The following is a 22,690-nucleotide window of genomic DNA, read 5'->3' on the forward strand; positions in this document are numbered from 1 at the left end:
ATGACTTTAAAAGATATTGTCGTTGGCTTCGGCACGACAGTGCGCAGTATCTGGATGATTGGCATGCATGCCTTCGCCAAGCGCGAAACCCAGATGTATCCGGAAGAGCCGGTTTATCTGCCGCCGCGCTACCGTGGCCGTATCGTGCTGACGCGCGATCCGGACGGCGAAGAGCGCTGCGTAGCCTGTAACCTGTGCGCCGTTGCCTGCCCGGTCGGCTGTATTTCGCTGCAGAAAGCGGAGATGCAGGATGGCCGCTGGTATCCGGAATTTTTCCGCATCAACTTCTCGCGCTGCATCTTCTGTGGTTTATGTGAAGAAGCGTGCCCGACCACCGCGATTCAGCTGACGCCGGACTTCGAACTCGGTGAGTTCAAGCGTCAGGATCTGGTGTATGAGAAGGAAGACCTGCTGATTTCCGGCCCGGGTAAATATCCGGAGTACAACTTCTACCGCATGGCAGGTATGGCGATCGACGGTAAAGACAAAGGCGACGCGGAAAACGAAGCCAAACCGATCGACGTTAAAGGCTTATTACCTTAAGGAGCCAGGTATGGAATTTGCGTTTTATCTTTGCGGACTGGTGGCGGTGCTGACGACATTGCGCGTCATCACCCACACCAATCCGGTACATGCGCTGCTGTACCTGATTGTTTCGCTGCTGTCGATTGCCGGCGTGTTCTTCTCCATGGGTGCCTATTTTGCCGGTGCGCTGGAGATCATCGTCTATGCCGGTGCCATCATGGTGCTGTTTGTGTTCGTGGTGATGATGCTCAACCTGGGTAAAACCCAGCAGGATCAGGAGCGCGAATGGCTGAAGCCGTCGCTGTGGATCGGTCCGGGCATTGTCTCGCTGCTGCTGCTGGTGGTGATGATCTACGCCATCCTGACCGCGACCGACCAGGGTATTGATGGCACCGTCATCGATGCCAAAGCGGTGGGCATCAGTCTGTTTGGCCCGTATGTTCTGGCGGTTGAGCTGGCGTCAATGCTGCTGCTGGCCGGTCTGGTGGTGGCGTTCCATATCGGACGTGAAGATCGTCAGGGCGAAGTGCTGAGCAACCGCGTGTCAGACGCGGCGGCCAATAAGGAGGAGCACGCATGATCCCGTTACAACACGGCCTGATTCTGGCTGCTGTGCTGTTTGTTCTCGGCCTGACCTCGCTGGTACTGCGCCGCAACCTGCTGTTTATGCTGATCGGTCTGGAGATCATGATCAACGCCGCGGCGCTGGCGCTGGTGGTGGCAGGCAGCTACTGGGGACAAGCCGACGGCCAGGTGATGTACATCCTGGCAATCAGCCTCGCGGCGGCGGAAGCCAGTATTGGTCTGGCGCTGCTGCTCCAGCTCTATCGTCGTCGTCAGACGCTGAACATTGACACAGTGAGCGAGATGCGCGGATGAATCTTCTCTATTTAACCGTATTATTTCCGCTGATTGGCTTCCTGCTATTGGCGTTTTCCCGTGGTCGCTGGTCGGAGAACCTGTCGGCTGCGGTGGGGATGGGGTCAGTGGGCCTTGCGGCGCTGACCACCGTATTTGTGGGCATGGACTTCTTCAGCCAGGGTCAGCAGCCGTTTACCCAGGCGCTGTGGACCTGGATGCACGTCGGTAACTTTGACATCAAAGTGAACCTGGTGCTGGATGGTCTGTCGCTGACCATGCTGTCGGTGGTTACCGGCGTCGGCTTCTTCATCCACATGTTCGCTTCGTGGTACATGCGCGGTGAAGAGGGCTATTCACGCTTCTTCGCTTACACTAACCTGTTCATCGCGAGCATGGTGGTGCTGGTGCTGGCCGATAACCTGATGCTGATGTACCTGGGCTGGGAAGGGGTAGGGCTGTGTTCCTACCTGCTGATTGGCTTCTACTACAGCAATCCGGAAAACGGCAAAGCGGCGATGAAAGCCTTCATTATCACCCGTGTCGGTGACGTGTTCCTCGCCTTTGCGCTGTTCATTCTCTACAACGAACTGGGTACGCTGAACTTCCGTGAGCTGATGGAGCTGGCTCCGGCGCACTTCGCGGCGGACAACCACATGCTGCAGTGGGCGACGCTGATGCTGCTGGGTGGTGCCGTGGGTAAATCGGCACAGCTGCCGTTGCAGACATGGCTGGCCGATGCGATGGCCGGTCCGACGCCGGTCTCCGCGCTGATCCACGCTGCCACTATGGTAACCGCAGGCGTCTATCTGATTGCCCGCACCCACGGTCTGTTCCTGCTGACGCCGGAAGTGCTGCATCTGGTGGGTATCGTTGGTGCGATTACGCTGTTGCTGGCGGGCTTCGCCGCGCTGGTGCAGACCGACATCAAACGCGTGCTGGCTTACTCCACCATGAGTCAGATCGGCTACATGTTCCTGGCGCTGGGCGTACAGGCGTGGGACGCCGCGATTTTCCACCTGATGACCCATGCGTTCTTCAAGGCGCTGCTGTTCCTCTCCTCCGGTTCCGTGATTCTGGCCTGTCATCACGAGCAGAACATTTTCAAAATGGGCGGTCTGCGTAAGAGCATCCCGCTGGTGTATGTCTGCTTCCTGGTGGGCGGTGCCGCGCTGGCTGCGCTGCCGCTGATTACCGCCGGCTTCTACAGTAAGGACGAGATTCTGTTCGGTGCGCTGGCTAACGGTCACATCAATCTGATGGTCGCCGGTCTGGTGGGTGCATTCCTTACCTCAATCTACACCTTCCGCATGATCTTCATCGTGTTCCACGGCGAAGAGAAAATTCATGCGCATGCCGGTAAAGGCATTACGCATCACCTGCCGCTGATTGTGCTGCTGGTGCTCTCGACCTTCGTTGGCGCGCTGATTACGCCTCCGCTGGCGGGCGTGCTGCCACAGAACGAGTTTGGTGAAACCGGCAAAGTGGCGCTGGAAATCACCTCGGGTGCCGTGGCGATTATCGGTATCCTGATTGCCGCCGCGCTGTGGCTGGGCAAACGTCAGCTGGTCACCCGCATCGCCAACAGCGCGCCGGGCCGTTTCTTCGGCACCTGGTGGTTTGCGGCCTGGGGCTTTGACTGGCTGTACGACAAGGTATTTGTTAAACCGTACCTTGGCATTGCCTGGCTGCTGCAGCGCGATCCGCTCAACTCCCTGATGAACCTGCCGGCGCTGCTGTCGCGCATCGGTAATAAAGGTCTGGTGGTGAGTGAGAACGGCTATCTGCGCTGGTATATCGCGTCGATGAGCGTCGGTGCCGTGGTGGTGCTGGCGCTGATGCTGGTGATTTAACGATTGATGAGCGGGGCGCGCGATGGTTTAGCGCCCCACGTAAGAATGTTCAAAATTGTCTGATGCACGGGTGAGATCAACGCAGTCAGTTTGGTGTTCGTCAGCGCAGCAACCGGCGCGTAGTAATACGTGAACATTGCCCGCGCGGGCGAGGCGAAACAGGCGCGTCAGATAGCCTGAACGAAGACGAAAATAGGGAATGTACGCCGTGTTATTACCTTGGCTAATAATTATACCCTTTGTTGGGGGCTTGCTTTGCTGGCTGGCTGAGCGCCTTGGCGCGAAGGTGCCGCGCTGGATTGCCCTGATCACCATGGGGCTGACGCTGGCGCTGGGCCTGCAGCTGTGGCTGCAGGGAGGCTATTCGCTGACGCAGGCTGCGGGCCTGCCGCAGTGGCAGTCGACTTTCCTGGTGTCGTGGATCCCACGCTTTGGCATTAATTTCCATCTGGCGCTGGATGGCCTGTCGCTGCTGATGGTGGTGCTGACCGGCCTGCTGGGTTTGATGGCGGTACTCTGCTCGTGGAATGAAATCGAAAAGTATCAGGGCTTCTTCCACCTCAACCTGATGTGGATTCTCGGCGGCGTGATCGGCGTGTTCCTCGCCATCGACATGTTCCTGTTCTTCTTCTTCTGGGAAATGATGCTGGTGCCGATGTACTTCCTCATCGCGCTCTGGGGTCACAAAGCGTCTGACGGGAAAACCCGTATCAGCGCGGCAACCAAATTCTTCATCTACACCCAGGCGTCAGGTCTGGTTATGCTGATTGCCATTCTGGCGCTGGTGTTCGTGCACTACAACGCCACTGGCGTCTGGACGTTCAGCTATGAAGAGCTGCTGAAAACGCCAATGTCACACACCGTTGAGTATCTGCTGATGCTCGGCTTCTTCATCGCCTTTGCGGTGAAAATGCCGGTGGTGCCGCTGCACGGCTGGCTGCCGGATGCCCACAGCCAGGCACCGACCGCTGGTTCGGTTGACCTTGCCGGTATCCTGCTGAAAACTGCGGCTTACGGCCTGCTGCGTTTTAGCCTGCCGCTGTTCCCGAATGCCTCGGCGGAGTTCGCGCCGATCGCCATGTGGCTCGGCATCATCGGTATCTTCTACGGCGCGTGGATGGCGTTCTCGCAGACCGATATCAAACGCCTGATCGCTTACACCTCGATTTCGCACATGGGCTTCGTGCTGATTGCCATCTACACCGGCAGCCAGCTGGCGTTCCAGGGCGCGGTGGTGCAGATGATTGCGCACGGCCTGTCGGCCGCGGCGCTGTTCATCCTGTGCGGTCAGCTGTATGAACGTCTGCATACCCGTGACATGCGCCAGATGGGCGGCCTGTGGTCGCGCATCAAGTGGATTCCGGGCCTGTCGCTGTTCTTTGCCGTGGCCAACCTCGGTATGCCGGGCACCGGTAACTTTGTGGGTGAGTTCATGATTCTGACCGGCAGCTATCAGGTGGTGCCGTTGATTATCGTGATTGCCACCTTCGGCCTGGTATTTGCCTCGGTGTACTCGCTGATCATGATGCAGCGCGCTTACTACGGCGAAGCCAAATCAAAAGAGCCGCTGGCTGGAATGTCGCCGCGCGAATTCCTGACCATCGGTGTACTGGTCGTGCTGCTGGTGCTGCTGGGCGTTTATCCGCAGCCAATCCTCGACACGTCCCATGCTGCGATGAGCAATATTCAGCAGTGGTTTACCGCTTCAATTTCAACTACAAGGCCGTAATTCGCCATGACAATAACTCCTCAACAATTGATCGCGTTGCTACCGCTGTTAATCGTCGGATTGACGGTGGTGGTTGTGATGCTGTCCATTGCGTGGCGACGCAACCACTTTGTTAATGCCACGCTGACGGTCATCGGTCTCAACCTCGCGCTGCTGTCGCTGTGGTTTGTGGGCCACGTGGGCGCCATGGATGTCACGCCGCTGCTGCGCGTGGATGGCTATTCGATGTTCTATACCGCGCTGGTGATGCTGGCGAGTCTGGCAACCTGCACCTTTGCTTATCCGTGGCTGGCCGGTTTCCCGGACAACAAAGATGAGTTCTATCTGCTGGTGCTGATCGCGGCGCTGGGCGGGATCGTGCTGGCCAGCGCCAACCACCTGGCGGCGCTGTTCATCGGTATCGAACTGCTGTCGCTGCCGCTGTTTGGTCTTATCGGCTACGCCTTCCGTCAGAAGCGCTCGCTGGAAGCGGCGCTGAAGTACATGATTCTGTCGGCTGCAGCTTCCTCGTTCCTGATCTTCGGTATTGCGCTGGTCTACGCCGATTCCGGCAGCCTGAGCTTTGTGCAGCTCGGCAAGAGCCTGAATGACAGCATGATTCAGCAGCCGCTGCTGCTGGTCGGGCTGGGCATGATGATCATCGGTCTTGGCTTTAAGCTGTCGCTGGTGCCGTTCCATCTGTGGACGCCAGACGTTTATCAGGGCGCGCCGGCTCCGGTCTCGACCTTCCTCGCCACCGCCAGCAAAATCGCTATCTTTGCGGTCATCATGCGTCTGTTCATGTACGCACCGGTGACCGACAGTGAAGCAGTGCGCACCGTGCTGGGTGTGATTGCCTTCGTCTCGATCCTGTTCGGTAACCTGATGGCGATTTCGCAGAGCAACATCAAGCGTCTGCTCGGCTATTCATCTATCGCGCATCTTGGCTATCTGCTGGTGGCGCTGATTGCGGTGAAAACCCATCAGCTGTCACTGGAAACCGCCGGTGTCTATCTGGCCGGTTACCTGTTCAGCAGCCTCGGCGCCTTCGGTGTGGTCAGCCTGATGTCGAGCCCGTACCGTGGTCCGGATGCGGATACGCTTTACTCGTATCGCGGTCTGTTCTGGCATCGTCCGATTCTCTCCGCCGTGATGACGGTGATGATGCTGTCGCTGGCCGGCATCCCGATGACGCTGGGCTTTATCGGTAAGTTTTACGTCATCGCGTCCGGTGTTAACGCGCATCTGTGGTGGCTGACCGCGGCGGTTGTCGCCGGTAGCGCCATTGGTCTGTATTACTACCTGCGCGTTACGGTGAGCCTGTACCTTAGCCCGCCGGAACTGCACACCCGCGATACCCCGGCCAACTGGGCGTTCACCGCAGGTGGTGTGGTGGTGCTGATCTCCGCCATCCTCGTGTTGCTGCTCGGTGTTTATCCGCAGCCGCTCATCACGCTGGTGCAGCTGGCCCAGCCGCTGATGTAAACAGCGCGTCATCTTCACAATCAGGCCTGCGGGCCTGATTTTTTTTGCCTGCAATTTGAGAGTTTGATCACATTGCTCCGCGTGTCCGCCCCTGTTACGTGCTGCCCACTGCGTTTAGCGCATGCGCTGTGATAGGCTGTGAAGATCACTTTTTTCGCTCAGACAAGGAAGCATGATGGATATGCAATGGCTTGATTGCCACCACAGTGAACTGACCGCGCAGCAGCTGTATACCGTGCTGGCGCTGCGCAATCAGGTGTTTATCGTCGAACAGGCCTGTCCGTATCAGGATATAGATGGCCAGGATTTGACGGCTGATAACCGCCATCTGCTGGGCTTTCTTGATGGCAAACTGCTGGCCTATGCGCGTCTGCTGACGCCCGCGCTGGCTTCTTCGCCGGTGACCATTGGTCGGGTGATTGTGTCGGAAGAGGCGCGCGGCCTGAAACTGGGCTATCGGCTGATGGAGCAGGCGCTGAACAGCTGCGAACAGCACTGGCCGCAGCGGGCGGTATATCTGTCCGCGCAGGCGCATCTGGAAGGCTTTTATGGTCGCCTGGGCTTCCGGGCGGTCACGGACGTTTATCTGGAAGATAATATTCCGCACGTCGGCATGCAGAAAAACTAACGGCGAGGTGTTGGCCTCGCCGTGCAGGTTAGCCCGGCGTCATCTGCCGGTCGTCGGTGTACTTGCGCTGATCGGGCGGTGGCGGGAAGTACTGATACAGCCAGGTTTCGCTCAGCGTCTCATCTTTGGTGCGCAGGAACAGGCGCATATCCACCGGTTTGGTTGAGTCGCTGTTCGGATACCAGTCAAACAGGATACGGTAACCTTTCAGCGGTTCGACGTAGAGAATCTCCACCTGTTTGAAGGTGCCGGACGACACGGTGATTACCGGTTCGATGCCTTTCGGCGCGGCCGCCTGCAGGTCGCCGCCAATGAAATCGATAGCAAAGCGGCGGCACCACTGGTCCGGGAAGTGTTCGCCCGGTGCCCAGCCTTCCGGGAAGCCACCAATACCGGTGCGCGTGGCATCAACGCGGGCCAGACCGCTGCGGACCGGCGGCAGCTGGCTCCAGTAGAGTTTGTACTGGAAATTAAACTCGCTGCCAGCCTTGACCGGCTCGGCCGGCTGCCAGAAGCAGACGATGTTATCCAGCGTTTCCCCGGTCGTCGGGATCTCCATCAGGTTGATGGCGCCTTTACCCCATTTACCGATCGGCTCCACCCACAGGCTGGGGCGTTTGTCATACCAGCCAATCACGTCCTGGTAATCTTTGAAATCATGGTTCAGCTGCAGCAGACCGAAGCCGCGCGGGTTTTCATCCTGATAGGCATTAAACTGCAGGCGCTGCGGGTTATTCAGCGGACGGGCAATCCACTCGCCGCTGCCGCTCCACATCGCCAGGCGATCGGAGTCATGAATCTGCGGGTGATAGGTATTGCACATGCGGCGCTCGTTGGTGCCGCAGCTGAACATGCTGGTCATTGGCGCAATACCGAGCTGACGAATCTCGTTGCGCGCAAACAGGTGGTTTTCCACCTCCATCACCACGCGTTTTTCTTCGCAGTGGATGGTGAATTTGTAGGCACCGGTGACGCTGGCCCCGTCCAGCAGTGCATACACCACAAAGGTGGTGTCTTCAGCTTTGGGTGTTTCGAACCAGAAGGCGGTGAAGTCGGGAAACTCTTCCTGGCCATTGCTGAAGGTGTTAACCGCGACGCCACGGGCTGACAGGCCATATTGGTAGGTTTCATCTACCGCGCGGAAGTAGCTGGCACCGAGGAAAGAAACGATGTCGCGTCGCGCCAGCTCCGGCTTTTTAAAGGCGCGGAAACCGGCAAAGCCGAGGTCGGTTTTACCCACCAGCTGCTGGGTATCCACGTTGGCGTTGTGATAATTAAACAGTTCCGGACGGAAGTGGATTTCCCGCGCCTCGCGGCTGGCGGCGTCCACGGAGAACATGCGAATGCGGCGCTTAAAGCCCATGCCAACGTGGAAGAACTGCACATCCAGCTCGCGGTCGGCGATGTTGTTCCACAGTGAGTGGTTAGCGTCGTACTGAATTTCGTTATACGCCTGCGGTGTCAGATTGGCCAGGGTCGCGGGCAGGGGGCCGGGCGCGCCGCCCCAGGGCTGTTTGGCCAGCGCCGCGGCTTTCTTTTTCAGCACATCGAAATCGAAGCGCACGGCGGTTCCGTCGGCGATGCCATCATCGGCCCAGGCGGACTGCGCAAACAGCGAGGAGAGCCCGGTCATGCCGCTAACGGCAGAGAGGGCCATGGACGCTTTCATAAATTTTCTACGATTCATGCCGGAAATCTTTTCCTTAGCTGCTCGGGTGTATTGAGGCTGTCGCAAGACATTTAGCGTCAGGCTACAGGGGGTTACGACAGTGGCGAAAATAAAAAATTCAGTCCGCTGAAAATTTATCAGATTAATCAAATAAACGAAGCACAATTCCGCGTGCAACGCCCCGGATGACGTAACTTTGCGTTCAGCGCGGCAAAAAGCGCAGTCAGCGGATGACGTCGCGGCGCAAAAACGCAATTTATGACTATAGTTAATCGACACCGCATTTAAACATGGAGGATTGTGAACATGTCATCTACCGATCAATTTGAAACCCGTCTTGATGACGATCTGGCGCTGCTGACAGAAACGCTGGAAGAAGTGCTGCGCTCCTCGGGCGATCCGGCGGACCAGAAATATATCGAACTGAAGCAGAAAGCCGAGCAGGCGCTGGAAGACGTGAAGAATCGCGTGAGCCAGGCGTCCGACAGCTATTACTATCGTGCCAAACAGGCAGCGTATCGTGCCGACGATTACGTGCATGAAAAACCGTGGCAGGGCATTGGTATCGGTGCGGCTGCCGGTCTGTTTGTTGGCCTGCTGCTGGCGCGCCGTTAATCCCCGTGGGCGCGATGTCCGTCGCGCCCGATCCCGCTTTCCCGCTGTTTCCTTTCCGCATCGCGATTAACCCGCTATTTCGCACCGGTGGCGATTGTGTTTCGCCTGCGCGCTCCCTACAGTGAAAGCCACAGGGATAAGGAGAAGAGATCGTGATACGTGTCGAAATGCTCTCAACGGGCGATGAAGTGTTACATGGGCAGATTGTCGATACCAATGCCGCGTGGCTGGCCGATATACTGTTTCAGCACGGCCTGCCGATGACCAGTCGCAGCACGGTCGGCGATGCAATGAGCTCGCTGGTTGAAGCGCTACAGAGCCGCAGTCAGGTTGCCGACGTGCTGATTGTGAACGGCGGTCTCGGGCCGACCAGCGACGATCTCAGCGCCCAGGCAGCGGCCACCGCCAGCGGCAGCGAACTGGTGCTGCAGCAGGCGTGGCTGGAGAAGATGGAAGCCTGGTTTGCCAGCCGCGGGCGGCTCATGGCACCCAGTAATCGCAAGCAGGCGGAGATTCCGGCCAATGCCGAGTTGATCGATAACCCGGTCGGCACCGCCTGTGGGTTTGCCCTGCAGCTTAATCGCTGCTGGATTTTCTTCACCCCCGGCGTGCCGTCAGAATTCAAAGTGATGGTTGAGCAGCAGATTATTCCGCGTCTTAAGGCGCGTTTTACGTTGCCAGAACCCCCGCTGTGCCTGCGTCTGACCACCTTTGGCCGCGGCGAGAGCGATATCGCCGCCGAGCTTGAACCGCTGCCGCTGCCGGAAGGCGTGGTGATGGGCTACCGTTCGTCGATGCCCATCATTGAGATCAAACTGACCGGCCCGGCCAGCCAGCGCGTGGCGATGGAGCAGGTGTGGCAGCAGGTTAAGTTACTGCTGGCCGAGTGCACCATTTTTGAAGGCTTTGAAGGATTGCCAGCCGTGCTGGCGCGGGAACTGCACGATCGCGGCTTCCGCCTTGCTCTGAGCGAACAATACACAGCCGGGTTGCTGCACTGGCAGCTGGCCGCCGCGCAGGTGCCGCTTAGCGCCGCCGAGCTGCTGCCGGCACGTGAGGAGTCGCTGGAAGCGCAGGTTACGCGCACGCGTCAGTTAGCCGCTCAGCAGGGCACGGCGCTGGCCTTGTCGGTTGGCGATCTGCAGGAAGGGGAAGTGTCGATTGCGCTGCACACCCCGGAAGCCAGCTGGGGCCAGCGGGTGAAATTTACCCACGGGCGGCACAATCTGGAAACCCGGCAGAAAGTGGTGGCGATGATGGCGATGAATATGCTGCGCCGCTGGCTGCACGGCAGTGAAGTCAGTACCGGTCACGGCTGGATTGATGTCCTGGAGACGGTGAAGAGCTAACCCGATCGTGCTGGCGGTAATCATCAGCAAGGTCAGAGGGGAAGTTGAGCACGCCCGGAACGGCAAAACCCGCTCCCTGCGGGCCTCGACACGCGGCATCCTTGCCGCGTGACGTCCGGCTTAGCTCAACATCCCCTCTTCCCGTTAGCATTGGTGTCGCTGCAGGGTGACGTTCTGTTACCGCAATGAAGAAGCCTGATAGGGCGTGGGGGAGGTTGCCGCTTGCAGCAGCCTCCGCGCCAGGACGGCGCGGCGGCAGGCTCCAGGGATGGATTTACGCCGGTGCAGCAAGCGGCAACCTCTCTGACGACCTGTATGGATGTTGCAGCATTAAAGGACTTTTGGGTTTGGTGTAGCGGCAGGTTACAGCTCGATCTCAATCTCCCCTCTGGCCTTACAACAGCAGGGCAGAATCTCGCCCTGCTGAATAAACGCCAGTGGGGTTTCCGCATAATCCACTTCGCCTTTCAGCAGACGCATGCGGCAGGAGCCGCAGTAGCCTTCGCGACACTGAAACTCGACGCACACATTGTGTGCTTCCAGCGTCGTCAGCAGATTAGGGTGTTCGTCTGCGCACTCCAGCCGGGAGCCGGAGCTGCGCAGGATGACCACGGAACGGCTCATGCTTACAGCTGGAAATCGTTGAAGTCGTCTTCGCCCACTTCGGAGTCGATCTGACCCACCAGATAGGAGCTCACTTCAACTTCCTGCGGCGCCACCTGCACGTTATCTGACACCAGCCACGAGTTAATCCATGGAATCGGGTTAGAACGCGTCTGGAACGGCAGATCAAGGCCCACTGCCTGCATGCGGATATTGGTGATGTACTCAATGTACTGACACAGAATGTCCTTGTTCAGACCAATCATTGAGCCGCCGCTGAACAGATACTCAGCCCACTCTTTTTCCTGTTCGGCTGCTTTCTTAAACAGGTCGAAGCACTCGTCGCGGCATTCGGCGGCGATCTCTTTCATTTCAGGATCGTCTTCACCGGTACGCATCAGATTCAGCATATGCTGGGTGCCGGTCAGGTGCAGCGCTTCGTCACGGGCAATCAGACGAATAATCTTGGCGTTGCCTTCCATCAGTTCGCGCTCGGCGAAGGCGAACGAGCAGGCAAAGCTGACGTAGAAGCGAATCGCTTCCAGCGCGTTAACGCTCATCAGGCAGATATACAGCTGCTTCTTCAGCGCACGCAGATTCACGGTCACGCTCTTGCCCGCCACCTGATGCGTGCCTTCACCCAGCAGATGCCAGTAGTTGGTCATCTCGATCAGATCATCGTAATACTTCGAGATATCCTGCGCGCGCGCCAGAATCTGCTCGTTAGTCACGATGTCATCAAACACCAGTGACGGATCGTTGACGATATTACGGATGATGTGGGTGTACGAGCGTGAGTGGATGGTCTCGGAGAACGCCCAGGTTTCCACCCAGGTTTCCAGCTCGGGAATCGAGATCAGCGGCAGCAGCGCTACGTTCGGGCTGCGGCCCTGAATGGAATCCAGCAGCGTCTGATACTTCAGGTTACTGATGAAGATGTGCTTCTCGTGCTCCGGCAGCGCCTGATAGTCGATGCGATCGCGCGAGACGTCAACCTCTTCCGGACGCCAGAAGAAAGAGAGCTGCTTCTCGATCAGCTTTTCAAAGATGTCGTATTTCTGCTGGTCGAAACGGGCAACGTTCACTGACTGGCCGAAGAACATCGGCTCTTTCAGCTGGTCATTTTTGTTCTGTGAGAAAGTAGTGTAAGCCATGACTAAGTCCAAAAGTGAAACGGGCCAGCCGCTGCTGGCCCAGACACGATAAGGCGCCCGCAGGCGCCTTTCGATCAAATTTTACAGGCGCCGCTTTCGCAGCCATCGTCCTGAATAGACGGCGCCAGATCGTCCTGCGCATCCTCGGCACCGTCACGGGTGTTTTGGTAGTACAGGGTCTTCACGCCAAATTTGTACGCGGTCAGCAGATCTTTCAGCAGCTGTTTCATCGGCACTTTGCCATTGGCAAAACGGCCTGGATCATAGTTGGTGTTCGATGAAATCGCCTGATCGATAAACTTCTGCATCACGCCCACCAGCTGCAGATAGCCGTCGTTTGATGGCATCTCCCACAGCAGTTCGTACTGATCTTTCAGACGCTCATACTCCGGCACCACCTGGCGCAGAATCCCGTCTTTCGACGCTTTGATACTGATGTGACCGCGCGGCGGCTCGATACCGTTGGTGGCGTTCGAAATCTGCGAAGAGGTCTCAGACGGCATCAGTGCAGACAGCGTGGAGTTGCGCAGGCCGTGGGTTTTAATCGACTCACGCAGCGCTTCCCAGTCAAGGTGCAGCGGCTCATTACATACGCTGTCGAGATCCTTTTTATAGGTATCGATCGGCAGAATGCCCTGCGAATAAGTGGTCTCTTTAAACCACGGGCAGGCACCTTGCTCTTTCGCCAGCTCGTTGGAGGCTTTCAGCAGCCAGTACTGAATGGCTTCAAAGGTTTTGTGCGTCAGGTTGTTGGCGCTGCCGTCGGAGTAGCGCACACCGTGTTTCGCCAGGTAATAGGCGTAGTTGATCACGCCAATACCCAGGGTACGACGACCCATCGCACCGCGTTTTGCCGCCGGAATCGGGTAATCCTGGTAATCGAGCAGGGCATCCAGCGCGCGCACTGCCAGCGTCGCCAGCTCTTCCAGATCGTCCAGGCTTTCAATCGCACCGAGGTTAAAGGCGGACAGGGTGCACAGCGCAATCTCGCCGCTTTCGTCGTTGACGTCTTCCAGCGGTTTGGTCGGCAGTGCAATTTCCAGGCACAGGTTAGACTGACGCACTGGCGCAATGGCCGGATCGAACGGGCTGTGGGTGTTGCAGTGGTCAACGTTCTGCACGTAGATACGGCCGGTTGAGGCACGTTCCTGCATCATCAGCGAGAACAGGTCGACGGCTTTCACGCGCTGCTTGCGGATGCTGTCGTCCTTCTCATATTTGGTATACAGACGCTCAAACTCATCCTGATCGGCGAAGAACGCGTCATACAGACCTGGCACGTCGGACGGGCTGAACAGGGTGATGTCTTCGCCTTTAAGCAGGCGGGTGTACATCAGCTTGTTGATCTGCACGCCGTAATCCATGTGACGCACGCGGTTGCCTTCGACGCCGCGGTTGTTTTTCAGCACCAGCAGGCTTTCCACTTCCAGATGCCACATCGGGTAGAACAGCGTTGCCGCACCGCCGCGCACGCCGCCCTGCGAGCAGGATTTCACCGCCGTCTGGAAGTGCTTATAGAACGGGATACAGCCGGTGTGGAACGCTTCACCGCCGCGGATCGGGCTGCCGAGCGCACGAATGCGGCCCGCGTTGATGCCGATGCCGGCACGCTGTGACACATATTTCACAATAGCGCTGGAGGTGGCGTTGATGGAATCCAGGCTGTCGCCGCACTCGATTAGTACGCAGGAGCTGAACTGACGGGTCGGGGTGCGCACGCCGGACATGATAGGCGTAGGCAGCGAGATCTTGAACGTGGAGATCGCATCGTAAAAACGCTTGATGTAATCCATGCGCGTATCGCGCGGATAGCCGGAGAACAGGCAGGCGGCGACCAGAATATACAGGAACTGGGCGCTCTCGTAGATTTCACCGCTGACGCGGTTCTGCACCAGATATTTGCCTTCCAGCTGCTTCACCGCCGCGTAGGAGAAGTTCATGTCGCGCCAGTGGTCGATGAAGCCGTCCATCTGCTCAAACTCTTCGGTGCTGTAATCTTCCAGCAGATGGCGATCGTATTTGCCCATCTCGACCATTTTCACTACCTGGTCGTACAGCTTCGGTGGCTCAAACTGACCGTACGCTTTTTTACGCAGGTGGAAGATCGCCAGACGCGCGGCCAGGTACTGGTAATCAGGCGCGTCACGGGAGATCAAATCGGCAGCCGCTTTGATGATGGTCTCGTGAATGTCCGAGGTTTTGATGCCATCGTAAAACTGGATGTGCGAACGCAACTCAACCTGCGAGACGGAGACATTGTTCAGCCCTTCAGCTGCCCAGTCCAGCACCCGGTGAATCTTATCGAGGTCGATGCGCTCCTGGCGGCCATCGCGTTTCGTAACGAGCAGACTTTGGTTCATGTCGCGTGTTTACCTGTCCATGAAATACAAAATTATCCCCCGTCTATTCACAGGCGGCTCATTGTGAGTAAGCCTGTGGATAAACACTATATATAGGGGGTGCGGAAAGTTTGAACAACAATATGGTGAGTATTCTAGTCAGCAATCGGATCATCACAAGAGTTGATTTTCACAAAATTTTACGCCCTGGGGGGTGGGGAAAATCCTGGATCCCCACGCCACAAGGCCTGCACCTGGTGTCAACGGATAACAGGTTTTTTTTCAATTTTTGATCGAGCGCGTGTTTATTGCTCAACCGCTGCGATTCGGGAAATTTCCCAGGCGAAAAAAGCCCGCGCCGCTCCGTCAGCAGCGAACTTATCTGCGTTTGCTTATGAATTTTTTATGACCTTTTCACCTTACAAAAAGCGCATCGCAGCGTCTAAAAGGAAATTGATCTGGATAGGGCCAGCACGTGATAAACCGGAGGCGGTCGGAAGTGAAAGGAGGGCTGGCAGTTTGTAAAGCGTTATGCCGTTCAGTTGGGTAAATTGCCGGTCGTAAATTCCATAGCGGCGCGATTTTTCGCGTAATACATCGCGCCGCTACCACAGCGCTGCCCACGGGCAGGCAGGCCAAACAGGTCGTTTATGCCTGACGGTGGGTATGCACCATATAATTGACGTCCACCCCGCGGCCAAGGCGGAACTGATTGGTCAGCGGATTGTAGTGCAGGCCAGTCATATTGCGTTCACGCAGGGCGGTTTCGTCCACCCAGTTCAGCAGCTCGGCGGGACGAATGAATTTTTTCACGTCATGGGTACCGCGCGGCACCATGCGCAGCACGTATTCAGCACCAAACACCGCCAGCAGCCAGGCTTTGGGGTTACGGTTGATGGTGGAGAAGAACACTTCGCCGCCCGGTTTCACCAGCTGCGCGCAGGCCAGCACCACGGAACGCGGATCCGGCACGTGTTCCAGCATCTCCATACAGGTCACCACGTCGTACTGACCGGCATGGCTGGCCGCATGGGCTTCAACCGTCTGCTGCACGTAATTGACGCTCACGCCGCTCTCCAGCGCGTGCAGGCGCGCGATCTCCAGCGGCTCGGCGCCCATATCCAGACCGGTGACCTCCGCCCCTTCACGCGCCATGCTCTCGGCGAGAATGCCGCCGCCGCAGCCGACATCCAGCACTTTCTTACCAAACAGCCCATGGCTGTGCTGGGCAATCCAGCCAAGACGCAGGGGATTAATGCGGTGCAACGGCTTAAATTCACCTTCTAAATCCCACCAGCGTGATGCAACCGCCTCAAACTTAGCAATTTCGGCGTGGTCGACGTTCTGGCGGCTTTCCTGCGGTTGTTCATTCATTGAATCATGACTCCTGACAAAATATGCCACCAGTATAAACGCATAAACCCTGCGAGGCATCTCTCAGCGCAAAGGAAAAGCGCCACAAAACCCTGCTTTACGTTCACCGCACGCAAGCGATGTGATATACTTTCGCACCTTTAAAATCCGGGATTATGTAGAGGGATAGCGGCTCCATGAGCGACCTTGCGAGAGAAATTACACCGGTCAATATCGAAGAAGAGTTGAAAAACTCCTACCTCGATTACGCCATGTCGGTCATCGTTGGCCGAGCCTTACCCGATGTACGTGATGGCCTGAAGCCGGTGCATCGCCGTGTGCTTTTTGCCATGAGCGAACTGGGTAACGACTGGAACAAACCCTATAAAAAATCTGCCCGTGTGGTCGGTGACGTTATCGGTAAATATCACCCACACGGTGACTCCGCTGTATACGAAAGTATCGTGCGCATGGCCCAGCCGTTCTCCCTGCGCTACATGCTGGTCGACGGTCAGGGTAACTTCGGTTCGGTCGACGGCGACTCCGCCGCAGCGATGCGTTATACCGAAGTGCGCATGGCGAAGATCTCCTCTGAACTGCTGGCTGACCTGGAAAAAGAGACGGTCGACTTTGTGCCGAACTATGACGGCACCGAGCAGATCCCAGAAGTCCTGCCGACCAAAATTCCTAACCTGCTGATCAACGGCTCCTCCGGTATTGCCGTCGGCATGGCGACCAACATTCCGCCTCACAACCTGACGGAAGTGATCAACGGCTGTCTGGCGTTTATCGAAGATGAAAACATCAGCGTCGAAGGGCTGATGGAGCACATTACCGGGCCGGATTTCCCGACCGCCGCCTTTATCAACGGTCGTCGTGGCATTGAAGAAGCCTACCGCACCGGGCGCGGTAAAATTTACATCCGCGCGCGCGGCGAGATCGAAACCGACGCCAAAACCGGTCGTGAAACCATCATCGTCAATGAAATCCCGTATCAGGTGAACAAAGCGCGCCTGATCGAGAAAATTGCCGAGCTGGTGAAAGAGAAGCGCGTTGAGGGCATCAGCGGCCTGCGTGACGAATCTGACAAAGACGGCATGCGTATCGTCATTGAAGTGAAACGCGATGCGGTCGGCGAAGTGGTGCTCAACAACCTCTACTCGCTGACGCAGCTGCAGGTCTCTTTCGGCATCAACATGGTTGCCCTGCATCAGGGCCAGCCGAAGATCATGACGCTGAAGGAGATCATTGAAGCCTTCGTTCGCCACCGCCGTGAAGTGGTGACGCGTCGTACCATCTTCGAACTGCGTAAAGCGCGCGATCGTGCGCACATCCTTGAAGGTCTGGCGATTGCGCTGGCCAACATCGATCCGATTATCGAGCTGATTCGTCGGGCTCCGACGCCAGCCGAAGCGAAAAGCGGCCTGCTGGCGCAGTCGTGGGATCTCGGCAACGTCGCCGCCATGCTGGAACGTGCCGGTGACGACGCCGCGCGTCCGGAGTGGCTGGAAGCGGAGTTTGGTATTCGCGACGGTCGCTACTACCTGACCGAGCAGCAGGCACAGGCCATTCTTGATCTGCGTCTGCAGAAACTGACCGGCCTTGAGCATGAAAAACTGCTCGACGAGTACAAAGAGCTGCTGGACCAGATTGCCGAGCTGATTCACATCCTGCAGAGCGCCGAGCGCCTGATGGAAGTGATCCGTGAAGAGCTGGTGGCGATGCGCGATCAGTTTGGCGATGCACGCCGCACGGAAATCACCGCTAACAGCGCTGACATCAACATCGAAGACCTGATCAACCAGGAAGATGTGGTGGTCACCCTGTCGCATCAGGGCTACGTCAAATACCAGCCGCTGTCAGACTATGAAGCCCAGCGTCGCGGCGGTAAGGGCAAATCGGCGGCGCGCATTAAAGAAGAAGACTTTATTGATCGTCTGCTGGTGGCCAACACCCACGACACCATTCTGTGCTTCTCCAGCCGTGGCCGCCTCTACTGGATGAAGGTCTATCAGCTGCCGGAAGCCAGCCGTGGCGCGCGCGGTCGTCCAATCGTCAACCTGCTGCCGCTGGAAGCCAACGAGCGTATCACCGCGATTCTGCCAGTGCGCGAATACACCGAAGGCTTCAACATCTTCATGGCGACCGCAGACGGTACCGTGAAGAAAACGGCGCTGCAGGAGTTCAGCCGTCCGCGCAGTGCCGGCATCATTGCCATCAACCTGCGTGAAGACGATGAGCTGATTGGCGTGGCGCTGACCAACGGTAACGACGAAGCGATGCTGTTCTCTGCCGCCGGTAAAGTGGTGCGCTTCGCGGAGAGCGCGGTGCGCGCCATGGGCCGTTCGGCTTCGGGCGTACGCGGCATCAGGCTGGCCGAAGGCGACAAAGTGGTGTCGCTGATTGTGCCACGTGAAGAGGGCGCGATTCTCACCGTAACGCAGAACGGCTACGGCAAGCGTACTGCTAACAGCGAGTATCCGACCAAATCGCGCGCCACGCAGGGCGTGATCTCGATTAAAGTCACCGAGCGTAACGGGCCAGTGGTGGGCGCGGTACAGGTGGTGGACAGCGATCAGATCATGATGATCACCGATGCCGGTACGCTGGTGCGTACCCGCGTGTCGGAAGTCAGCGTGGTTGGCCGTAATACGCAGGGCGTGATCCTGATTCGTACCGCGGAAGATGAAAACGTGGTCGGCCTGCAGCGCGTCGCTGAACCGGTGGAAGAGGAAGAACTCGACGCCATCGACGGCAGCGTGGCAGAAGGCGAAGACGATATCGCGCCGGAAGTCGACAGCGACGACGACGCACCGGAAACAGACGACGAAGAGTAACCGTTCGTTGTCTGTCACAAGCGGCAGGTCAGGGCAACCGACCTGCCGTTTTTTTTGTCTGACTTTCACTCCCAAAGTCGCGTGCCAACTGGCTTTTTCGCCCTGATAAAGCTAGTGTATGAGAACTTTTCAACGTCCCGATAACCCTTGCCGCCAGTGAGTCTCTTTTGAAATATCTCGTCTCCTTTCGCACCACGCTTCGCATCTCGCGCTACCTGTTTCGTGCGCTGGCACTGCTGCTCTGGTCGCTGGGTGCACTGTTGACCACTTTCTATATCATCAATGTGCTGCACGAGAAAGAGAACGCGGTGCGCCAGGAGTTTGCCACCAATTATGGTCAGGCCGAATGGTATGTGCGCCACTCAGCGGATGTGATGCGCGAGCTGAAATACATCACTGAGAATCGCCTGAGCAGCAGCGTCAACGGGCTGGATATGCTCAACGGCATGCCGGGCGGCAAAAGCACGCTGCCGCAGTTTACGCCGCTGTTTACCGACGGTGACTGCACGTCAATGAGCAACACCTGGCGTAACTCGCTCGATTCCCTGAGCTATTTCATTAACTACTGGAAAAGCAATTTTGCCTCAGCCTATGAACTCAATCGGGTGTTCTTTATCGGCGGCGAAAATCAGTGCCTGGCAGACTTCACCATCGGTAACAATAATCCGGTCGATCGCGAACGCAGCCTGAAGGCGCTGCGCGAAAACGTGCTGCACTACCGCAGCGGCAACGAGGAAGAGCGGCGTAATCCAATGTACTGGATTACCAACAGCAGCCAGCCAGGCATCGGCAACTTCTACATGGTGGTGCCGGTCTATGTCGCCAACAAACTGCAGGCGCTGCTCGGCGTGGAGCAGAACATTCGCCTGGATGAATTTATTCAGCCCGGCGGGCTGCCGCTGGTGGCCACCATCACCGACGAAAACTATCGCCCGCTGATCAGCTCACGACGCGGCGGACCCGGTTATTCACTGGACGATCTGCCGGACAACAGCACCTGGTTTGGTTATCTTGACGGCTATCGTCAGTTGGTGCTGAAAAAGCCGCTGCCGCCGTCCAGCCTCAATGTGGTGTGGTCGCTGTCGACCGATGTGCTGATGGATCAGCTCAAGCTGATGCTGATCAACGCGTTGCTGCTCAATATCCTCAGCGCGCTGATTCTGTTTACCCTGGCGTGGGTGTTCGAACGCCGCATGTTCCTGCCGGCGGAAGACAACGCTCATCGGCTGGAGGAGCACGAGCAGTTCAACCGCAAGATTGTCGCGTCAGCGCCGGTCGGCATCTGTATTTTGCGTACCAGCGATGGCACCAACATCCTCAGTAATGAACTGGCGCATAACTATCTGACGCTGCTGACGCAGGAAGATCGCCTGCGGCTGAACGAAATCATCGGCGGCCAGCAGGTTAATTTTGTCGATATGCTGACCGGCAGTAACACTAACCTGCAAATCAGCTTTGTGCATTCGCGCTACCGCAACGAGAACGTGGCGATTTGCGTGCTGGTCGACGTCTCGGCGCGCGTGCGCATGGAGCAGTCGCTGCAGGAGATGGCGCACGCCGCCGAGCAGGCCAGCCAGTCCAAATCGATGTTCCTTGCTACCGTCAGTCACGAACTGCGGACGCCGCTGTACGGCATTATCGGTAACCTCGATCTGCTGCAGACCAAATCGCTGCCGAAGGGCGTGGATTCGCTGGTCACGGCGATGAACAACTCATCCAGCCTGTTGCTGAAAATCATCAGCGATATTCTCGACTTCTCGAAGATCGAGTCCGAGCAGCTGAAGATTGAGCCGCGCCCCTTCTCGCCGCGTGAGGTGGTCAACCATATTGCCAGCAACTATCTGTCGCTGGTGGTGCGCAAGCGCCTGATGCTGTATGTGTTTATCGAGAACGATGTGCCGCTGGCGCTGGATGGCGATCCGCTGCGCCTGCAGCAGGTGATCTCCAACCTGCTGAACAACGCCATCAAGTTCACCCACACCGGCTGCATTATCCTGCACGCCTATGTGAAAGAGGGATATCTGGCGTTTCGCGTGCGCGACACCGGCGTGGGAATCCCGGCGAAGGAGATCACGCGCCTGTTCGACCCGTTCTTCCAGGTCGGCTCCGGCGTGCAGCGTAATTTCCAGGGCACCGGGCTGGGACTGGCGATCTGTGAAAAGCTCATCAACATGATGGATGGCGACATCGAAGTCGACTCTGAACCGGGCATGGGCAGCCAGTTTGTGGTGCGTATTCCGATCTACGCCGGACAGCAACCCGCGCCGCCGCTGCTGGATGGTCTGCAGGAAAAAGCCATCTGGCTCGACCTGCGCAACGACTATCTGGCGGCCTTCCTGCTGCGTCTGCTCCAGCAGCAGGGCATCCAGGTTGCGCACTATCAGGGGCGGGCTGGGGCGGACGATGTGATGATCTGCGATCACCACGACGCGCCAGCGCAGACGGTACGCGCGCGCATCCGTATCTGCGGTGAACACATTGATATGCCGCAGGAAACGACGCCGGGACAGTGGGTGCACAGCAGCGCGACGCTACACGATCTGCCGCTGCTGCTGGGCCGGATTTATCGCATTGCCATCGACAGCGAAACGGTGACCACGCTGGAACTGCCGGTGCCGCAGCAGGCATCCAGCTATGAAGACATCATGGTGCTGATTGTCGATGACCATCCGATTAACCGCATGCTGCTGTCTGAACAGCTCGGCACGCTGGGCTATCAGACCAAAACGGCGCAGGACGGCGTGGATGCGCTCAACGTGCTCAGCCGTAACCATATCGATATCGTGCTGAGCGACGTCAACATGCCAAACATGGACGGCTACCGGCTAACGCAGCGTCTGCGCCAGCTGGGGCATGCTTTCCCGGTGATTGGGGTGACCGCTAACGCACTGGCGGAAGAGAAACAGCGCTGTATGGATGCCGGCATGGATAACTGCCTGTCAAAACCGGTGACGCTGGATGTACTGAAAACCACGCTGGCGCTGTATGCCGAACGCGTTCGCAAAAGCCGGGAAGGATAAGCAGGGCAGAGGAGAGGCGGTGCCGAAGCACCGCCGCAGGGATTACTCTTTGTCGACCTGAGTGGCGCTGACGGAAGAGAGGTAGTTCAGCAGCGCGATATCGTTATCCACACCCAGCTTCATCATTGCTGATTTCTTCTGGCTACTGATGGTTTTGATACTGCGGTTCAGCTTCTTGGCGATCTCGGTAACGAGGAAACCTTCGGCGAACAGGCGCAGCACTTCGCTCTCTTTCGGTGACAGACGTTTGTCGCCGTAGCCGCCGGCGCTGATTTTCTCCAGCAGTTTGGCCACGCTTTCCGGCGTGTACTTTTTGCCTTTCTGCAGGGCTGCCAGCGCTTTTGGCAGGTCAGTTGGTGCACCCTGCTTCAGCACGATGCCTTCGATATCCAGATCCAGTACCGCGCTCAGGATCGCCGGGTTATTGTTCATGGTCAAAACAATAATGGAGAGATCCGGGTAGTGACGCTTGATGTACTTGATCAGCGTGATGCCGTCGCCGTATTTTTCGCCCGGCATCGACAGATCGGTAATCAGGACATTGGCATCCAGTTTGGACAAGCTATTGATCAGTGCTGTTGAGTCTTCAAACTCACCTACCACATTCACCCATTCGATCTGTTCCAGAGATTTACGGATACCGAACAGAACGATTGGATGGTCATCGGCAATAATTACATTCAGGTTATTCATC

Annotated in this window: 17 protein-coding genes; 11 read left to right on the forward strand and 6 right to left on the reverse strand. The window is 57.4% G+C overall.

Annotated features, from left to right (window positions below; translation table 11 throughout):
• The 7 genes from nuoI (at position 1) to ABVR31_RS06655 (ending at position 7,057) form a co-directional block, all read left to right on the forward strand.
• Positions 1 to 543: an NADH-quinone oxidoreductase subunit NuoI gene (gene nuoI / locus ABVR31_RS06625; RefSeq protein ID WP_021509220.1), complete on the forward strand. Its 543-nt coding sequence runs from the start codon at positions 1 to 3 to the stop codon at positions 541 to 543.
• Positions 544 to 553: 10 nt separating this feature from the next.
• The gene (gene nuoJ, locus ABVR31_RS06630; RefSeq protein ID WP_021509221.1) at positions 554 to 1,105 is read left to right on the forward strand and encodes an NADH-quinone oxidoreductase subunit J; all 552 of its coding nucleotides are present in this window, start codon (positions 554 to 556) and stop codon (positions 1,103 to 1,105) included.
• Positions 1,102 to 1,404 (forward strand): NADH-quinone oxidoreductase subunit NuoK, encoded by a 303-nt coding sequence (gene nuoK / locus ABVR31_RS06635; RefSeq protein ID WP_013509877.1) that lies wholly within the window; start codon positions 1,102 to 1,104, stop codon positions 1,402 to 1,404. The genes nuoJ and nuoK overlap by 4 nt, the downstream gene beginning before the upstream one ends.
• Positions 1,401 to 3,236, forward strand: a complete 1,836-nt coding sequence (gene nuoL, locus ABVR31_RS06640; protein WP_372772185.1) for an NADH-quinone oxidoreductase subunit L — start codon at positions 1,401 to 1,403, stop codon at positions 3,234 to 3,236. Before nuoK ends, nuoL begins: the two co-directional genes overlap by 4 nt.
• A gap of 208 nt (positions 3,237 to 3,444) precedes the next feature.
• Positions 3,445 to 4,965 (forward strand): NADH-quinone oxidoreductase subunit M, encoded by a 1,521-nt coding sequence (gene nuoM, locus ABVR31_RS06645; protein ID WP_031280038.1) that lies wholly within the window; start codon positions 3,445 to 3,447, stop codon positions 4,963 to 4,965.
• A gap of 6 nt (positions 4,966 to 4,971) precedes the next feature.
• Entirely contained in the window at positions 4,972 to 6,429 is a 1,458-nt protein-coding gene (nuoN, locus tag ABVR31_RS06650; RefSeq protein ID WP_031280039.1) for an NADH-quinone oxidoreductase subunit NuoN, read from the forward strand.
• Between the two features lie 175 nt (positions 6,430 to 6,604).
• Positions 6,605 to 7,057: a GNAT family N-acetyltransferase gene (locus ABVR31_RS06655; protein ID WP_021509225.1), complete on the forward strand. Its 453-nt coding sequence runs from the start codon at positions 6,605 to 6,607 to the stop codon at positions 7,055 to 7,057.
• Positions 7,058 to 7,085: 28 nt separating this feature from the next.
• Here ABVR31_RS06655 and ABVR31_RS06660 read toward each other — a convergent pair whose 3' ends face one another.
• Positions 7,086 to 8,744: a glucan biosynthesis protein D gene (locus ABVR31_RS06660; protein ID WP_031280040.1), complete on the reverse strand. Its 1,659-nt coding sequence runs from the start codon at positions 8,742 to 8,744 to the stop codon at positions 7,086 to 7,088.
• A gap of 288 nt (positions 8,745 to 9,032) precedes the next feature.
• On the opposite strand from ABVR31_RS06660, the gene elaB reads away from it, so the two are divergent.
• Entirely contained in the window at positions 9,033 to 9,341 is a 309-nt protein-coding gene (elaB, locus tag ABVR31_RS06665) for a stress response protein ElaB (protein WP_021509227.1), read from the forward strand.
• Between the two features lie 152 nt (positions 9,342 to 9,493).
• On the forward strand, positions 9,494 to 10,690 hold the full coding sequence (locus tag ABVR31_RS06670; protein ID WP_372772188.1) for a nicotinamide mononucleotide deamidase-related protein YfaY: 1,197 nt from the start codon (positions 9,494 to 9,496) through the stop codon (positions 10,688 to 10,690).
• A gap of 363 nt (positions 10,691 to 11,053) precedes the next feature.
• Here the strand turns inward: ABVR31_RS06670 and yfaE are convergent, their stop codons facing one another.
• From yfaE to ubiG, 4 genes are all read right to left on the reverse strand, one after another.
• The gene (yfaE, locus tag ABVR31_RS06675; RefSeq protein ID WP_021509229.1) at positions 11,054 to 11,314 is read right to left on the reverse strand and encodes a class I ribonucleotide reductase maintenance protein YfaE; all 261 of its coding nucleotides are present in this window, start codon (positions 11,312 to 11,314) and stop codon (positions 11,054 to 11,056) included.
• Positions 11,315 to 11,316: 2 nt separating this feature from the next.
• Positions 11,317 to 12,447, reverse strand: coding sequence for a class Ia ribonucleoside-diphosphate reductase subunit beta (nrdB, locus tag ABVR31_RS06680; RefSeq protein ID WP_021509230.1), 1,131 nt, complete (start codon positions 12,445 to 12,447; stop codon positions 11,317 to 11,319).
• 74 nt (positions 12,448 to 12,521) lie between these two features.
• On the reverse strand, positions 12,522 to 14,807 hold the full coding sequence (nrdA, locus tag ABVR31_RS06685) for a class 1a ribonucleoside-diphosphate reductase subunit alpha (protein WP_021509231.1): 2,286 nt from the start codon (positions 14,805 to 14,807) through the stop codon (positions 12,522 to 12,524).
• A gap of 627 nt (positions 14,808 to 15,434) precedes the next feature.
• The gene (gene ubiG / locus ABVR31_RS06690) at positions 15,435 to 16,160 is read right to left on the reverse strand and encodes a bifunctional 2-polyprenyl-6-hydroxyphenol methylase/3-demethylubiquinol 3-O-methyltransferase UbiG (protein WP_021509232.1); all 726 of its coding nucleotides are present in this window, start codon (positions 16,158 to 16,160) and stop codon (positions 15,435 to 15,437) included.
• Positions 16,161 to 16,336: 176 nt separating this feature from the next.
• On the opposite strand from ubiG, the gene gyrA reads away from it, so the two are divergent.
• Both gyrA and rcsC read left to right on the forward strand, forming a co-directional pair.
• Positions 16,337 to 18,976 carry a DNA topoisomerase (ATP-hydrolyzing) subunit A gene (gyrA, locus tag ABVR31_RS06695; protein WP_021509233.1) on the forward strand — a complete coding sequence of 880 codons (2,640 nt, stop codon included), beginning with the start codon at positions 16,337 to 16,339 and terminating at the stop codon, positions 18,974 to 18,976.
• A gap of 167 nt (positions 18,977 to 19,143) precedes the next feature.
• A complete protein-coding gene (gene rcsC / locus ABVR31_RS06700; protein ID WP_372772191.1) occupies positions 19,144 to 21,996 on the forward strand; it encodes a two-component system sensor histidine kinase RcsC in 2,853 nt (950 codons plus the stop codon).
• A gap of 42 nt (positions 21,997 to 22,038) precedes the next feature.
• On the opposite strand, the gene rcsB is transcribed toward rcsC, so the two are convergent.
• The gene (rcsB, locus tag ABVR31_RS06705) at positions 22,039 to 22,689 is read right to left on the reverse strand and encodes a response regulator transcription factor RcsB (RefSeq protein WP_013509853.1); all 651 of its coding nucleotides are present in this window, start codon (positions 22,687 to 22,689) and stop codon (positions 22,039 to 22,041) included.
• Between the last annotated feature and the right edge of the window lies 1 nt (position 22,690).

Origin of the sequence: Pantoea sp. WEP (genome assembly GCF_041678305.1) — a bacterium.
Lineage (GTDB): Bacteria > Pseudomonadota > Gammaproteobacteria > Enterobacterales > Enterobacteriaceae > Pantoea > Pantoea dispersa.

Coding starts and splice junctions, on each gene's coding strand:
- nrdB (WP_021509230.1), bottom strand. CDS start 12,447: ATGGCTTACACTACTTTCTCACAGAACAAAAATGACCAGCTGAAAGAG.
- nuoI (WP_021509220.1), top strand. CDS start 1: ATGACTTTAAAAGATATTGTCGTTGGCTTCGGCACGACAGTGCGCAGT.
- elaB (WP_021509227.1), top strand. CDS start 9,033: ATGTCATCTACCGATCAATTTGAAACCCGTCTTGATGACGATCTGGCG.
- ABVR31_RS06655 (WP_021509225.1), top strand. CDS start 6,605: ATGGATATGCAATGGCTTGATTGCCACCACAGTGAACTGACCGCGCAG.
- gyrA (WP_021509233.1), top strand. CDS start 16,337: ATGAGCGACCTTGCGAGAGAAATTACACCGGTCAATATCGAAGAAGAG.
- ABVR31_RS06660 (WP_031280040.1), bottom strand. CDS start 8,744: ATGAATCGTAGAAAATTTATGAAAGCGTCCATGGCCCTCTCTGCCGTT.
- nrdA (WP_021509231.1), bottom strand. CDS start 14,807: ATGAACCAAAGTCTGCTCGTTACGAAACGCGATGGCCGCCAGGAGCGC.
- ubiG (WP_021509232.1), bottom strand. CDS start 16,160: ATGAATGAACAACCGCAGGAAAGCCGCCAGAACGTCGACCACGCCGAA.
- yfaE (WP_021509229.1), bottom strand. CDS start 11,314: ATGAGCCGTTCCGTGGTCATCCTGCGCAGCTCCGGCTCCCGGCTGGAG.
- nuoL (WP_372772185.1), top strand. CDS start 1,401: ATGAATCTTCTCTATTTAACCGTATTATTTCCGCTGATTGGCTTCCTG.
- nuoN (WP_031280039.1), top strand. CDS start 4,972: ATGACAATAACTCCTCAACAATTGATCGCGTTGCTACCGCTGTTAATC.
- nuoJ (WP_021509221.1), top strand. CDS start 554: ATGGAATTTGCGTTTTATCTTTGCGGACTGGTGGCGGTGCTGACGACA.
- rcsB (WP_013509853.1), bottom strand. CDS start 22,689: ATGAATAACCTGAATGTAATTATTGCCGATGACCATCCAATCGTTCTG.
- nuoK (WP_013509877.1), top strand. CDS start 1,102: ATGATCCCGTTACAACACGGCCTGATTCTGGCTGCTGTGCTGTTTGTT.